Annotated in this window: 10 protein-coding genes; 1 reads left to right on the top strand and 9 read right to left on the bottom strand. The window is 75.2% G+C overall.

Annotated elements, in window-relative coordinates; all coding sequences use genetic code 11:
- Positions 1 to 67: 67 nt before the first annotated feature.
- Genes ABTY56_RS35335 through ABTY56_RS35355 form a run of 5 tightly spaced genes read right to left on the bottom strand, consistent with a single transcriptional unit; the run spans position 68 to position 4,720 of the window.
- Entirely contained in the window at positions 68 to 1,654 is a 1,587-nt protein-coding gene (locus ABTY56_RS35335; protein WP_350633558.1) for an AAA family ATPase, read from the bottom strand.
- A 31-nt stretch (positions 1,655 to 1,685) separates the two neighbouring features.
- The gene (locus ABTY56_RS35340; RefSeq protein ID WP_350633560.1) at positions 1,686 to 2,243 is read right to left on the bottom strand and encodes a hypothetical protein; all 558 of its coding nucleotides are present in this window, start codon (positions 2,241 to 2,243) and stop codon (positions 1,686 to 1,688) included.
- Entirely contained in the window at positions 2,240 to 2,425 is a 186-nt protein-coding gene (locus ABTY56_RS35345; RefSeq protein ID WP_350633562.1) for a hypothetical protein, read from the bottom strand. The genes ABTY56_RS35340 and ABTY56_RS35345 overlap by 4 nt, the downstream gene beginning before the upstream one ends.
- Entirely contained in the window at positions 2,422 to 4,212 is a 1,791-nt protein-coding gene (locus ABTY56_RS35350) for a hypothetical protein (protein ID WP_350633564.1), read from the bottom strand. The genes ABTY56_RS35345 and ABTY56_RS35350 overlap by 4 nt, the downstream gene beginning before the upstream one ends.
- Positions 4,213 to 4,252: 40 nt before the next feature.
- On the bottom strand, positions 4,253 to 4,720 hold the full coding sequence (locus ABTY56_RS35355; RefSeq protein ID WP_350633565.1) for a hypothetical protein: 468 nt from the start codon (positions 4,718 to 4,720) through the stop codon (positions 4,253 to 4,255).
- 204 nt (positions 4,721 to 4,924) lie between these two features.
- On the opposite strand from ABTY56_RS35355, the gene ABTY56_RS35360 reads away from it, so the two are divergent.
- Entirely contained in the window at positions 4,925 to 6,892 is a 1,968-nt protein-coding gene (locus tag ABTY56_RS35360; protein ID WP_350633567.1) for a caspase family protein, read from the top strand.
- Between the two features lie 192 nt (positions 6,893 to 7,084).
- Here ABTY56_RS35360 and ABTY56_RS35365 read toward each other — a convergent pair whose 3' ends face one another.
- The 4 genes from ABTY56_RS35365 to ABTY56_RS35380 all read right to left on the bottom strand — a co-directional run bounded on the left by ABTY56_RS35365 (position 7,085) and on the right by ABTY56_RS35380 (position 13,743).
- Positions 7,085 to 11,203 carry a CHAT domain-containing protein gene (locus tag ABTY56_RS35365; RefSeq protein ID WP_350633569.1) on the bottom strand — a complete coding sequence of 1,373 codons (4,119 nt, stop codon included), beginning with the start codon at positions 11,201 to 11,203 and terminating at the stop codon, positions 7,085 to 7,087.
- Positions 11,204 to 11,330: 127 nt separating this feature from the next.
- Positions 11,331 to 11,984: an RES family NAD+ phosphorylase gene (locus tag ABTY56_RS35370; RefSeq protein WP_350633571.1), complete on the bottom strand. Its 654-nt coding sequence runs from the start codon at positions 11,982 to 11,984 to the stop codon at positions 11,331 to 11,333.
- Between the two features lie 3 nt (positions 11,985 to 11,987).
- Positions 11,988 to 12,635 carry a hypothetical protein gene (locus tag ABTY56_RS35375; RefSeq protein WP_350633573.1) on the bottom strand — a complete coding sequence of 216 codons (648 nt, stop codon included), beginning with the start codon at positions 12,633 to 12,635 and terminating at the stop codon, positions 11,988 to 11,990.
- A gap of 10 nt (positions 12,636 to 12,645) precedes the next feature.
- Positions 12,646 to 13,743 carry a macro domain-containing protein gene (locus tag ABTY56_RS35380; RefSeq protein ID WP_350633575.1) on the bottom strand — a complete coding sequence of 366 codons (1,098 nt, stop codon included), beginning with the start codon at positions 13,741 to 13,743 and terminating at the stop codon, positions 12,646 to 12,648.
- Positions 13,744 to 13,906 lie beyond the last annotated feature (163 nt).

Genomic DNA, 13,906 nt, shown 5'->3' on the forward strand with positions numbered 1-13,906 from the left:
AGGCCGACCACGCCGGCGAGCAGTGGCAGGGCGGCGGCGACGAGGCTGCCGAGGGTGAGGGCGAGGATCACCAGGGCGGTGCCGAGGCCGATGGCATGAACACCACCCGCCGTGCCGGGCCCGACTGGCCCGGTACGGAGGTGCTCATGGCCGGCCGACCTGCCGGAACGGCGCGCTCGCGGCCCCAGGTCCGGATGTCCTCCAGCTGCTCCGGGTTGGTCCGGCTGAACGGCGTCATGTTGGTGAACGTGTCCAGCACGAAGGAGAGGTCGGGCTCGGCCGCCCCGCCGTCGAGGTGGACCTGGGCGGCGACGTCGTGCAGCGCGGCCTCGATGTCGGAGCCGGCGAAGCCCTCGGAGAGGTCGACCAGCCGCTCGACCTGGTCCGGGTCGGGCTCGAACCGCAGGTAGCGCCGGTAGTACAGCTCGATGATCTCCTTGCGGTCCTGGTCGTCGGGCAGGTCGACGAAGAACAGCTCGTCGAAGCGGCCCTTGCGCAACAGCTCCGGCGGCAGGCTCCGGACGTCATTGGCGGTCGCGACCACGAACGCGCGCGACTGGGACTCCTGCAGCCAGAACAGGAACTGGCCGATGATCCGCTGCGGCACGCCCGACATGTCGTGGCCGCCGGCCAGTCCCTTCTCGATCTCGTCGATCCAGAGCACGCACGGCGACACCCGGTCGGCCGTCTCCAGCGCCTCCCGCATCCGGCCTTCGGACTCGCCCAGGTACTTGCCGTGGATGCTGGCCATGTCGAGGCGGTAGAGCGGGAGTTGCCACTCCGAGGCGATCGCCTTGGCGGACAGGGACTTGCCGCACCCCGGTACGCCCACCAGCAGCACACCGCGCGGCGGCCGCAGTTCGGTGCCGCGCAGGTCCGCGTGCATCAGCTGGTGCTTGCGCTGCAGCCAGGCGCGCAGGCTGGACAGGCCGCCGACCGAGTACTCGGAGGACTTCAGATGGACCCGCTCCAGGCCCGCCAGGTCGCTGAAGATCCGGTCCTTGGCCCGGGCCAGCGCCAGCACGTCGTCCTTCTCCACCGCGCCCTTGGCGACGATGGTGGCCATCAGGTTGACCGCCTCGCCCTCGGTCACCCCGATCAGGAACTCCGAGGCCCGCCGCACGTCGTCCTCGGTCCAACTGATCGGGACCACGCCGTGGTGATCGTCCAGGAAGCTCCGGACGATCCCGTACATCTCCTCCGTGGTCGGCAGGTCGAGCTGCAGGCTCATGCCGAGCCGCTGCAGTCCGCTCCAGATCGGGTTGTCCGTGATGAGCACGATGCTGCCGGCGTTGGAGTCGGCGAGCCGGGCCAGCTCGGCGACGTGGCGAGCGGTCGGGCTGTCGATGTCCAGGCCGTCCGGGTCGACCAGCACCAGCGTGGCCTGCGGGCGGGCGGTGAACTGTGCGGCGGCGAACTCCATCGCACCGACGAACGAGCGGTCGTCCTGCATCGGGCTGTTGGTCCGCAGGTCGCGCAGGCCGGTGGCGCGGGTGTAGACCCAGAAGGGCAGGTTGCCGCTGCGGGACTGGGTGGCGACCTCGCGGACGAGGCGCAGCGCGCGCTGCTGCTCGATGGTGCGCAGGCCGATGACCGGCACCCGGGCGGTGAGGTAGCTGCCGAGGTCCTGGCGGCTGTCGGCGTAGTTGGGCATGGGAGCCTTCCGGCGTCGGGGGAGGTACGGGTCAGCCGCGGACGATCCGGCGGCGGGGCGCGGCGGCGGGGTCGTACGACCAGCCGTCCCGGGCAGCCGGGGCGGTCTCGGCGATCACCGCGGTGAGCGGGTTGTCGCGCAGGGTCCGGCGGCGCTCCTCCAGCCAGGCCGGATCGGCGTCGAGCGCCGCGAGCCGGCCCAGCTCGTGTTCGAGATCGGCCTGCGAACGGCGGATCTGCGCGTCCAGGACGTCGGTCAGCTTGGCGCGGAACTCCTCGTCCAGCCCGGGGTGTTCGGCCAGGGCCCGGACGGCCCGCAGGCCGGTCCGGGCCTGGGCCAGGGCACGGCCTGCGCCGAACTCGTCGGGTGCGGCGTTGAGCGCCGCGGTCAGGGCGTCGGACCAGCCCTGCAGCCGCCGGGTGAGTGCCTCGGTGATGCGCACCCGGATCCGCTCGCGGGTGTCGGCGGGGAAGTCCGCGAGGACGAGTGGAGGCAGTGCGGCGTCGGCCTCCGGCCCGCCCCGTGCCCACCGCTCCAGGAAGTCGGCCCAGGCGCGGTAGGTGCCGCCGGAGCTCCAGAGGCCGGTCACAGCCCCGTGCCCGGGCGGCGGACGGTGATTTCGCCCGGCGGGAGGGGCTCCCAGTCGGGCAGGCCTTCGACGAGTCGGCGCAGCCGGTTGGTGGTGCGCTCGGTGGAGGACCGGGGGCTGGTGGCCCACGGGGAGCCGGCGGCCGGCGGTCGGCGGGGTGGCGGCGGGGTCGGTGCGGTCACCGGGGGCTCCCTTGCTGGGTCTGGTGGTCCTTGGTGATGACGGTGCGTCCGTCGAAGGGGGAGGGGCCGTGGCCGGCTCCGGCGAGCGAGGTGATCATCGCGCGGGTCTGCTGCTCGACCGCGTCGGCGGCCCGGTAGCGGGTCTCCCAGTCCGTCAGTTCGGCGGCGGCTGCGCGCAGTTGCAGCAGGGAGTCGTGTTTGGCCCGCTCCAGGAGTTGCCGTGCCGAGTCGACGACCCGGCGGCCGGCCTCGTTCTTGGTGTGGAGGACCAGACCCCAGACCCCGCCCACGAGCGCGGCGGCGATGAAGGCGAAGGCGGGGCTGATGCCGACGAACACCAGCAGGATCAGGGCGGTCACGGCGACCAGCGGGACCAGCCGCCGCTTCAGCGGGTACGCGAGGGCGGCGAGGAACGGTTGGGCGTGCCGGTCCCAGTGCTCGACCAGCGACCGCTCCAGGGCCTCCAGCGGGGCGGTGAAGGAGCCGGTCCACGACGGCAGGTTGAAGGTCTGCGCGCCGACGTTGTGGGCCGCGCCGAACACCGCGTGCACCTCGGGCGGCACGGCCCGGCGGTAGGCGAGGCTGAACGAGGCGTGGGCGTCGGCGAACCACTCGTGGCAGGCGGCGACGGCCAGCCGCTGGGTGGCGGCGGAGGCGCCGATGGCGCTCGGGTTGAGCGCGGCGGTGGACTGGACCGTCAGGTAGTCGAGCGTCTCGTCCAGCGAGGCCGCGTCGACCTCGACGGCGTGCCGCGCACCGTCCACGTCCCCGTCGTGGTCGACGACCGCCTGGTTGAACGCCAGGTCGCGCCGGAGCGGCAGCTCCTCGTTGTCGTACTCGGACACCAGACGGTCGAGGATGTCGTCGATGGCGTCCTCCAGCCGCTCCGACGGCGTACTCTCCCGGGCCATCATGGCCGTGTACTTGTCCAGCACCCGCTGGTGGGCGCGGGCGCCGGAGAGTGCCGCGTCGAGCTGCGGCCACTGCGGCGAGAGCGCCGCGAGCCGGGGGAACTCCGGCTGGGCGGTCGGGGTCCGCAGCGACTCGATCTCGGCCAGCCAGCGGCGGACCTGGGCGGCCCGGGCCTCGTCGTCCCCGAGCAGCGTCGTCCGCCAGCCGGACAGGGTCTCCTGCAGCAGCTCGCGGCCGGCCGCGCCGAACGCGCCCTGCGACAGCGACTCCAGGATGACGGCGAACTCCCGGCCCAGCCGGGCCGGGTCCTGCGCGATCAGGTAGTGGCGCAGCCAGCGCACGGCGACCGCCTGGCGCCGCTGGCGGCGCAGCACGAGCGCGAAGAGCAGCGACGTCCGTTCGGGCGAGCGCCGGAACGCCTCGTCGATCGCCCGCTCGCACAGCGTCCGGTCGTCGGCGGACCACGCCGCGAGTGCGACCAGGGCCGGCGCCAGCCAGTAGCGCGGCGTCTGGATCATCAGCTGCTCGCTCACCGTGCGCACCGTGTCCTCGGAAACGAGGCCCACGTCGAACGCCTGGAGCATGCCGACGGCGGTGCGGCGGACGGTCTTGTGGTGGCCGAACTCGTGGTCGAGCTTGTCCTGGATGACACCGATCCGGGTCTCCGCCCGCTGGATGGCGGCGGTCAGTTCGGACTGCCGGACGAAGGCGAGGAACTCGTCCCGCAGGGCCTGCAGTTCGCTGCGGGTCTGCTGCTGGGCGGCGTTCACGGCCGTCACCTGGCCGGCCACCGCGCCGACCTGTTCGCCCAGCCTGACGACCATGTTGTTGACCTGCTGGACCTGGCCGCGCAGATAGTGGTCCACCTCGGTCATGCTTCGCTCCGATCAGTGCAGTGCGGGTGCGGGGGGTGAGTCACGGCCGGACCACCGAACCGTCCTGGAGGACCGGCAGCACGAGGCCGCCGCTGTACACCTCGACGTAGGCGTAGGCCCCGGTGCGCACGATCATGCGAGCCGCCCCGAACGGCTCGGGGAGCCGGTCGCCGGGCGCGAAGTGCTGCACGATCGCGCGGAACAGGTCCAGTTGGTGGTCGACGTACGGGGGGCCGAGGTAGCAGGTGGCCAGGAAGCCCAACGGCACGTCGCCGTAGGCCGTCCGGTAGTGCTCCTGCAGCCAGTCGGACAGCTCGGCGCAGGCGGCCGGGTCCAGTCCGGCGTCCAGGCGCCGCACCGCTTTGAGCAAGTCCGCGTGGCGCGGCCGCAGTTGGTCCGCGGTCGCGCCGGACCGCGTGGTGCGCGCCGGGGCGGCGGACGCCCGTCCGGGCGGCGCGGCGGCGGGCCCCGGGCGCACGACGCGCCGAGGCCCCTCGATGAATCCCATGACTCCCCCGAACCCGAATGGCTTGACGTGGGCTGCGCGGCCGGAAATGGTCGGCATGCGCCTGAGCAGGATAGTGACGGGACGTCAAGAATGCGAAGCGGTAGGACGGTAGGATCCGGCCCGCGACCGGAAGGCGCCCGGAACTCGACCGCTCCGCGACCGGACGGCCGGTCGGGCCCGATGCGGCTGCCACACTTGGTCGCCATGGGGAACGTCCACGCACTTCTGGTCGGGATCGACGACTACTCCGCCTACGGGCACGCCTCGCTCTCCGGCTGCGTCAACGACGCGACGGCGGCGCAGGAGTGGCTGCGCCGACGGGTCGGGGACAGGCTGGTCGCGCACCGGCTGCTGGACCGGGAGGCCACGGTGGCCGCGGTCCGGGCCGGCATCCGCGAGCGCCTCGGGCAGGCCGGCCCGGACGACACCGTCCTGTTCTGGTACGCCGGTCACGGCACCGAGTTCGACGTGCGCACGGAGGAGGAGGCGCGGATCGAGGCCACCGGCCGGTGCCAGGCGCTGGTCTGCTCCGACGGAACGCTGCCGGACAAGGAACTCGCCGTCCTGCTGGGCGCGGTGGCCGGTACCGGCGCGCACGTGGTCGCGGTGCTCGACTGCTGCTTCTCGGGCGGGGCGACCCGGAGGCCCGGCCGGCCGGTCGCCCGCTACCTGCCCCCGGACCCCTCGTGGCACGCACGGGCCGTGGACCGGTGGCCGGCGACCGCCGACGGGTCGCGCGCTGCGGAGCCGCGGGACGCCGTGGGCGCGGACCCCGAGCGGGCCGGGCACGTCCTGCTGGCCGCGAGCCGGCTGGACCAGGTCTCGCACGAGGACTGGTTCGACGGCCGCCGCCACGGGGTGTTCACCCACGCCCTGCTGGGCGCCCTGGACGAGGCCGCGCCGGGTACGACCTACCGCGAACTGATGGCGGCCGTCCGCTGCCGGGTCCAGGCCTGGGGCGAGAGCCAGCACCCCGTCCTCTTCCCGCAGGAGCCCGGCGGCCTCGCCGACCGGCCCTTCCTCGGCGGGGCCGCCCGGTGGCGCAGCACGCTCCTGCTGACCCACGGCGCCGACGGCTGGGAGGTCGACTGCGGCCAGGTCCACGGACTGCGCGACGGCGCGGGCGCCGACGCCACCGAGTTCACCGTCACCGCACGGACCCCCGGAGGGACCGCCGACGGAGCCGTGCTGCGCGCCCGGACCGTCCGCGCCCGGCACACCCTGGTCGAACCCGCGGGTTGGGAGCCCGACCGCGCCCTGGTCTACCCGGTGGCGCCGTCCGCGCTGGCCCTGCCCCCGGCGACGGTGCTGATCGAGCAGGCCGACCCGGAGGCGGGGCGGCTGCTGCGCGAGGCGATCGCCACGGCCGGCCCCGGCGGCGGACCCTCGCCGCTGCTCCGCGCCACCGGCGACCCGGCTGCGGCCGGCGACCTGCTCCTCCGGGTCGACCCGGCGGGCGGGCAGGCCGCGATCGTCCAGCGAGACGGCACCGCCGCCGTGGCACCGCTGCCGCTCAGCGGCCCCGCCGACGCCCGCACCGTCGTCGACTGCCTCGAACACCTCACCCGCTGGCACCGGTTGCAGCGGCTCTCCAACGCCGGCTCGGAACTCGCCACCGCGGTGCGGATCGAGGTCCTCCCGTGGGGCGACCGGACGACCGGACCGGTTCTGCCCGACGGCAACGGCGAGATCGTCCGCGCCTACGAGTCCGACGCGGGCGGCTGGCTGGAGCCCCGGGTGACGATCCGGATCCACAACCGCTCGAACCGCCGCCTCTGGTGCGTGCTGCTCGACCTGACGGACAGCTACCGCAGCCACTCCGCGCTGTACCCGGGTGACTTCGTCGGGCCGGGCCGCACCGGCCACGCCCTGGACGGCCGACCGGTCCAGCTGTCGCTGCCGGCCGGCCGCGCGGTGCGGCCCGGCAGCCACGCCCGCGACTGGCTCAAACTCGTCGTGGCGGAGGAGGAGTTGAACACCGTCCCGTTCCACCTCGACGCCTGGGACCCGGCCCGGCGGGCCGGCCGCGGAGGCGGCCCGGACGCGGACGGGGTGTTGCGGTTCACCTCCCGTGGCAGCAGCGGCCGAGACCTCGGCGAGGGCCGCTCGGCCGGGCAGTGGGCCACGCGCACGGTTGCCCTGCGGACGGTGGTTCCCGGGCAGCGCCGCTGAGGGCCGGCGCCCGCGCGCAGAGCCCTGGCGGGCGTCGGGTGGTCGGTCCCGCAGGCCGGAACGGCCGGGCCGCCCGGTCGCGGTTGTGGCGGCGGGTGGCGGCGGGTGGGGCCTCGGTGAGGGCCGCCCCCCAGGCAGTGGGCCCCGGGGCCGGTCGGCCGGGTCGGATCGGTCCGGCCGACCGGCGCGCGCCTACCGGCCGAGGTGGGCGAACCCGGCCCAGGTGGACAGGTCGTCCGGCTCGACCGCGAGCGCCCGCGCGGAGAGCGCCGGCGGCATTCCGGGCGGCAGGATCCGGCCCGGGTCCAGCATCCACAACTGGGCCGAGCGCAGCGCCTGACCGGGCGTCCGCCGCTCGCGCCGCAGGAAGTGGTGCGTCATGAACATCAGCACCGACGTGGCGTCGTCCGGCACCGTCCACAACGAGCCCACCACCGACCGCGCGCCCGCCACCAGGAACGCCGTCGCCAGGCTGTACGCCTCGTTGTGGCCCCGCCCCGACACATGGCTGCGGCAGGCCGCCAGCACCACCAGCCCCGGCCGCGCCGCGCCGTCGGCCGCCATCGTCTCGGTGAGGACCTCGGCCGCCAGCTCGCCGCCGCTCAGCGACAGGAACGAGCTGTGCCGGTCGTGCGCCGCCACCGTGCCGTGACACGCCAGGTGCAGGACGGCACCCGCGCTGCGCCCGTCGCGCAGCCACTCCAGCACCTCCTGCGGCGTCCCGCTGCCGTCGGGTGCACCCGTCGATCGCCGCCCGAGGTACCCGCCCCTCGGGTAGAAGCTCCGGTGGAGCGCGTCGGCCTCCTCACCCGCGTAGTGCAGGTCGCCGGTGGGATTGCCGACGATCAGCGCCGCCTCCGAGTACGGCAGGTGGGGCCGCCGTGACACGTCGCAGAGCAGTCGGGCCGAGGCCGCGTACGAGATCTCCGCCTCCTCGACCGCGTAGCGCCGTCGCCCCGCACTGCCCGGTTCGTACGCGGCGTGCCACGGCACCGTGCCGAGCGCCCCCATCGGTACCAGCATGAGGCGCGGCGCCCGGCCCTCCCCGACGAACGGCGCGAGCGCGGTGAGCAGCGGGCGCACCGCCGCGTACCAGGCCCAGGAACAGAGCCGGTCCAGCTGCCGGCGCAGCGGCGGCGGCGCCTCGCCGGGCCCGGTGGCCGGTCCCAGGTCGCGGGCCGCGCCGACGTCGGGGCGGTACTCCCGCACCGGCCCGGCGTCCTCGCGAAGCCGCGGCAGCGGCAGCGAGCGCACCCGCCCGTCGTCGGTCACCACCACCGCCGCCCCGCCGCCATCCGGCGACGCCGGCACCAGGTACGCCAGGGCGTCGACGCCCAGCCGGCGCAGGGCCTCCCCGATCTCCGCGGGATCCGGCGGTTCGAGCAGCCCCTCGGCGGAGCCGTCCGCCCGGGCCGCCCCGGTGAGCACCGCCAGCACCTGCCCGCGCAGCCGGCTCGGCACCGTCCGCGCGGGCCGGACCACGGCGCTCTCCCCGGGGGCCGGTTCGGCGGCGCCGGTGCGCTCCCACTCGTCGGCGAGGTCCGGCCGCCCGACCGCGGCCAGCCGCTCCGGGACCGAGCGGGAGACCGTGGCAGAGTGCAGCACCAGGCCGCGGCAGGAGTCCAGTGCCTGCAGGGCCTGCTCCGGAACGTCGTCCTCCAGGCACCAGGCCGCCGCCTCCAGCGCGGCCTCGGTGGCCCGGGCGGCGGCGGTGGCGGCGTGCTCGGTGCCCGACTGCAGCAGTGCCGCCCAAGCGAAGCCGCGCAGGGCGTCCAGCCCGGCATGCCGACCGCGCCGGCGGTCGTCGCGGGCGACGTCGCCGCGCATCCGGTAGGCCCTGCCGAGGGTGAGGCAGGCCGACGCCCAGAGCCGGTGCGCCGGGCCGTCGAGCCGGGCGACGGCCCGCTCCAGCCACGCCACCCCCGCCTCGTAGCCGCGCCGGCCGCCGCTCGCGGCGGCCTGCCCGACGCGGCCGTTGCCGAGGGCCATCGCGTAGCGCACCCAGTCGTCCGAGCCCTCGTCGACCTGGCCGAGCGCCTCCTCGATCAGCTCCAGGCCCTCGGCCAGCAGCCGCAGGTCGCCGCGGTCACCGGCCGTCAGGCAGCGGGCGATGCCGCTGTCGCCGAGCACCCAGGCCTGGTGGTCGCGGGGCAGCCGGGCGGCCTGTCGGCGCAGCTCGGCCACGGTCGGGCGGCCCGCAGGCGGGCCCAGCTGCCGGGCCCCGACCCGGCGGGCGAGCGCGTCGCGCAGATTGTGCGAGTGCTCCAGCTGCAACCAGACCTCGGCGCGGCTCGGATCCTGCGGATCGAGCGAGCGGTGCACGGCGGCGAGCTCGGCGATGGCCCGGTCCGCCGCGGCCAGGTCGCCGCTCGCGGCGGCGCGCTGCGCCTCCCAGCCGGCCCGCTGGCCGTCGAGCATCCGCCGCATGTAGGGGGAGAACTCCGGACTGTTCCGCAGCTGCTCCAATGCCTCCAGCGCGGACTCCATCTCGTCGCCGCGGGCCTGCAGTTGGCCGAGCTGGGCGGAGGCGGCGGCGCGGGCCAGGGCGATCCCGGCCCTGAGCTTCCGCCCGTCCTGCTGTTCGCCCAGGAGCCCCGCCGCCGAATCCAGGTGCGCCAGTGCCTCCTCGGCGGAGGCGGCGTCGCCGGTGGCCGAGCTCTCCCGCATCCGGACGGCGCCGAGCATGCCCCGGAGGGCGGCCTTCGTGTCATCCGACCCCTCGAAGGCAGCGGCATCCTGGTACAGCGCCGCCTGCTCTGCCTCGCCGACCAGGGTGTTGTGGGGATCGACCAGGGGGAGCAGGCCCAGCAGCCTGGCAGCGAAGACGGCGCGCTCCGCGCTCCCCGGGGGCAGGCCTTCCCAGAGCCGGTAGAGCTGCTGGAAGCCGTCGGTCACGTGCCGGTCGAGGGCCAGGTCGTTGGCGAGGTGGCTGAAGTCGTCGTCGTTGAGGTTGAGGAAGGCCCGGCCCTCGGCGAAGTCCCGTTGGAGTTCCTGGTAGGCCGTCACGGCGTCGGCGTAGACCGGATCGTCGACCGTGGCCTGTGGGTCCAGGACGCGGCCCGACTCCTCGTGGCGCGCCCAGCCGAGCATCAGCTGCGCCGTGCGCCTGATCTGGGGGGTGGTGTCGGCGGCCAGTGCCTCGGTCGCGCCACGGACCACGTCCGGCACCCGCCGCCGGTCCTGGTCGTCGCGGTAGCGGGCGTGCTGGAGCATGGCCAGCAGCAGCGCCGGGCCCCACACCGGGCCGTCCTGCTCCGGCTGCCAGCGGCGGACGGCCTCCTGGATCAGGGCGATGGCGCGGTCGCGGCCTGCGGCGTCGTCGCGCTCGGCAGCCCGGTCGTAGAGCAGGCGCCCGAAGGCGTCGAGGAAGGGCGGCGGCAGGGTCTGCACGGCGCCGGGCCGGGCCAGCACCGGCGCCAACTCGGCTTCGGCGGCTGCCGGGTGGGAGCGGTCCTCCCACTGCCACCAGAGCAGCGAGCGAATGAAGATCGCCCTGGTCTCGGCCTCCGGGGCCCACCAGGGAGGCTCGGTCGAGCGCTGCCGGGCGGCGGCCAGGGCCTCTCGGAACTCCCGTCGGGCCTCCTCCAGTTCATGCCGGTTCTGCCGGGACCGGCCGGCCCACAGGAGTGAGGTGGCCAGCCCGTACCGGAACAGCGGCACGTCGTCGTCCGCCCCCGCCGCAGCCAGCGCCGACCGGTACGCGGCGGCCGAGGCGTCGGCGTCCTCGGTGCTCCCCGCGAGCCGAGCCCGTTCGTAGTGGAGGTGGCCGAGCTCGGCCTGGAACTCGACGACCTCCGGGTCGTCCGGCGGCGTATCGGCGAGCGCGTCGCGGTGACGGCGCAGCGCGTCGCCGAGCAGGAAGAGACGTTCGGCGAGCGGGGTGTCGTCCGTGATCCGGGCCTTGGCGACCCGGGCGATCAGCTGTCGGCCCAGCGCCTGGACCTCCGGGTACGCGTCGTCGTCGCCGGCCAGCCCGCGGAGTCCTGAATCGACCAATTCGTAGGTGTGCGAGAGCAGTTCGGGCGACGGTGCGACATCGTACTGCAGTGCGCGGATGTGTCCGTACACCACCCGCCAGGCGTCCCAGTGGTTCTCGCCGCCGGGCCGGGCGAAGGCCCGCTCCATCGCCTCGGCGGCCAGCCGGAGGTCCTCCGGGCGCCCCTGGCGGAGGTGGAGTCGGTAGCTCCACTCCCCGGCCGTGGCCCACACGGCCGAGGTGCCTGCGTCGTCCGGTGCGCCGGACGCCTGTGCGAGCAACTCCTGCAGCTCGCCGCGCAGTTCGGCGTCGGTGGGCTCGGTGTTCTCTTCCACGGCGGTGACTCCTGCTGCCGGGCGCGCTACGGCGCGGCGGGGACGTGGGACCGGCGCGCTCGGAGCGTGGTCGCGGCGCGGCCGGGTGGTTCGGTCCGGAGGTCGGCCCGGCGAGCCTCCGGCGCCGTCACGGTGCGACCCGGGCGTGGTACGGGGCGAGGACGGCGTTGAGTCTGCGCAGGCCCTCCGCCGTGTCCAGGTCGACCGGCGGGACGTCGCAGGGCTCGACCGCGAACGCCGGGCACCGGTCGAGGAACAGCACCATCGCCCGGTCCGCCGGTTCGCGCTTGGACGGCCAGACGAAGCCCTGCGCCCAGGGATCGGTGTGCGCGCGGATCCAGTGCCCCCAGGCCCGGGTGAACGGGTACTCGGCCGCCTCCGCCTGGACCAGCCAGGCGTCCTGGGCCACGCTCGCCAGGTCGCGCCCGGACACCAGGGAGAGCACGGTGACGTCGGTCGCCAGGCGGAGGAACGACAGCCGTCGGCCCTGGACGGCGGCCCGTTGCAGCAGCCGCGGCCCGGCCGCGGGATCGAAGGGGATCGAGCGCAGCAGGGTCTCGCAGACGGCTGCCTCCACGGTCAGCCCCGCGTACAGGAAGCCGTAGTCGTCGAGCTCGGTCCCGTCGAACCGGCCGCCGCCGTAGAAGCAGTCGGCCGGATTGCTGTTGAACGCGGTGGCGGAGCGGCGGGCCGAGTGCACCCGGACCAGCTCCGTCCCGGCGGCCAGGGTCACCTTGGTCGGGCTCCCGGGCAGCCGCTCGGGCGGGCGGACGTTGACCACGGACTATTCTCCCTCGGTCAGGTAGCGGGCGGCCTCGACGAGTCGGTCGTCGTGGCCGGTGCCGAGCAGTGCGGACGGGACGGCGCCGAGCAGGGCGTCGCCGGACAGCCACCAGTCGGTCACGCCCCACGGGTCCCGGTCGGCTCCGAGCAGGGCGTTGACGTCCAGGACGACGAGCCGGGGAGTGGCGGCCTCGGCGAACTGGAAGGCCGGCAGCCGGACCTCCCCGCCCGCTCCGGTCAACCGGAGCAGGTCCGGCGCGTCCGGACTTCCGCCCAGCTCCCGGACCCGGGCGGCGGACAGTGCCGGAGCGGCGAGCAGCCGCCGGCGGACCTCACCCAGCACCGGGCCCACCATGCGGGAGCCGTCGAGCACGAGGACGGCGAGGTCGGACGCCTGGAAGCCCAGATGGGCGACGTCCACCAGGCCGGCCGTGAACCGCGGCGCTCCGGCGCCGCCGGACTCCGGCAGCAGCGGCAGCAGGAGCCGCGCCGCCTGTTCGGCGGCTTCCTGGTGGGCGGGGCCGTCGGCGCCGGGCTCGCGCAGACGCTCCAGCAGCCCGGCCAGCCGGGCGGCTTCCGCAGAGGAGAGGCGCGCTGCCAAGCGGTCCCAGTCCGCGGCTGCTGCGGCGAGTACGAGATAGGGGTTCATCCGTGTCCTCTCAAGCGGCGCCGAGCAGTCGCTCGACGACGTCGCCGGCCGCCGGCCGGCGCACCACCAGGTGGACCTCCCAGCTGGTGCCGCGGGCGGCCTCGGCCTCCACGGCGGCCCAGAGCGCGCCCAGGCTCGCCTCGTACCGCAGGCCGCCGCGTCCCGAGCCGAGCAGCGGGAAGGCCACCGAACGCAACGGCGGGTCGAAGGCGGTGCGTTCGGCGGCCATCGTGGCGAACACCCGATCGGCGGCCCGGGTGATGTCGGCCGGCAGGACGTCGTAGTCGTTGCTGTCCGAGCGGGGAACGGCGGTGACGGCGTGGTAGATCCGCCGCACGCCATGCTCGGCAAGTCGGCCGGCGCCGGTGGCCGCCACCGTGCCCGGGGCGACGGCCCGGCCGGCGACGCCGTGCCGTACGGCCCATGCGCACAGTTCGTCCTGAACGAGGTCCTCCACCACCTCGCCACCCGGCCCGCGCCTCGCGCCCGCCCGGCGCAGGGCCGCCGCCACCGAGGACTTGTAGGTGGCCGGCAGGGCGAGGAAGGTGTTCGCCGGCGAGACCACCACGTCGACGTCCCGCAGGAGGTCGACCGGGTGGACGTGCAGGGTGAGTGACACCGTCCGGCCGCCCGCCGCCGCCCGGACGGTCCGGTGGGTCGCAGGGAGGGAGTACGGGGGTGGGGTGGCGAACCCGGTCCCGGTGCCGTTCCCGCTGCCCGTCCGGGGAGCGTTCGAGGAACCGGCCCGGGGCGGGAGGGCGGCGAGTTCGGCCAGCTGCTGCGACAACTGGCCGAGCAGCACCACCTCGTGGTGCTTGCGGAAGCGCTCGACACTCACCCTGTACACGTCGGCGGCGCGCCGGCGTCGATCGGCCGCGGCCCAGTCCCGGGTGCCCTGGGCCAGGCCGAGGCTGAACCCGGCGGCGTCCTGGAGTGTCCCGGCGTCGATCCGGGACAGGGAGAGGCGCAGCACCTCCTCGATGGCGGCGGCCTGCGAGGACCGCCCGCCGGGGAGATCGACCCGGGCGGCGATCCGCGCCAGGGTCGGCAGCTCCAGCTCACGCAGCCGCACCACGCCCGCCCGCCTGACCCGGCGGAGCTCCGCCATGATTGACGCATGGTCAATGTCCGGCGCGGGCCTGCGATCGGGCGGATCGTCGCGGGCGTGATCGTGCGGCATGGCCAACAGGATTCCACCGGGCCGACGGCCGCGACAAGTTCGGGCACGGGGGTTCGTCGGCGGCCGCCGGTGAGTGGTGCGAGGGCGGTGC

Source organism: Kitasatospora sp. NPDC097691 (assembly GCF_040302665.1).
In the GTDB taxonomy this organism is placed as follows: Bacteria; Actinomycetota; Actinomycetes; order Streptomycetales; family Streptomycetaceae; genus Kitasatospora.

Coding starts and splice junctions, on each gene's coding strand:
- ABTY56_RS35360 (WP_350633567.1), top strand. CDS start 4,925: ATGGGGAACGTCCACGCACTTCTGGTCGGGATCGACGACTACTCCGCC.
- ABTY56_RS35380 (WP_350633575.1), bottom strand. CDS start 13,743: ATGGCGGAGCTCCGCCGGGTCAGGCGGGCGGGCGTGGTGCGGCTGCGT.
- ABTY56_RS35355 (WP_350633565.1), bottom strand. CDS start 4,720: ATGGGATTCATCGAGGGGCCTCGGCGCGTCGTGCGCCCGGGGCCCGCC.
- ABTY56_RS35350 (WP_350633564.1), bottom strand. CDS start 4,212: ATGACCGAGGTGGACCACTATCTGCGCGGCCAGGTCCAGCAGGTCAAC.
- ABTY56_RS35335 (WP_350633558.1), bottom strand. CDS start 1,654: ATGCCCAACTACGCCGACAGCCGCCAGGACCTCGGCAGCTACCTCACC.
- ABTY56_RS35375 (WP_350633573.1), bottom strand. CDS start 12,635: ATGAACCCCTATCTCGTACTCGCCGCAGCAGCCGCGGACTGGGACCGC.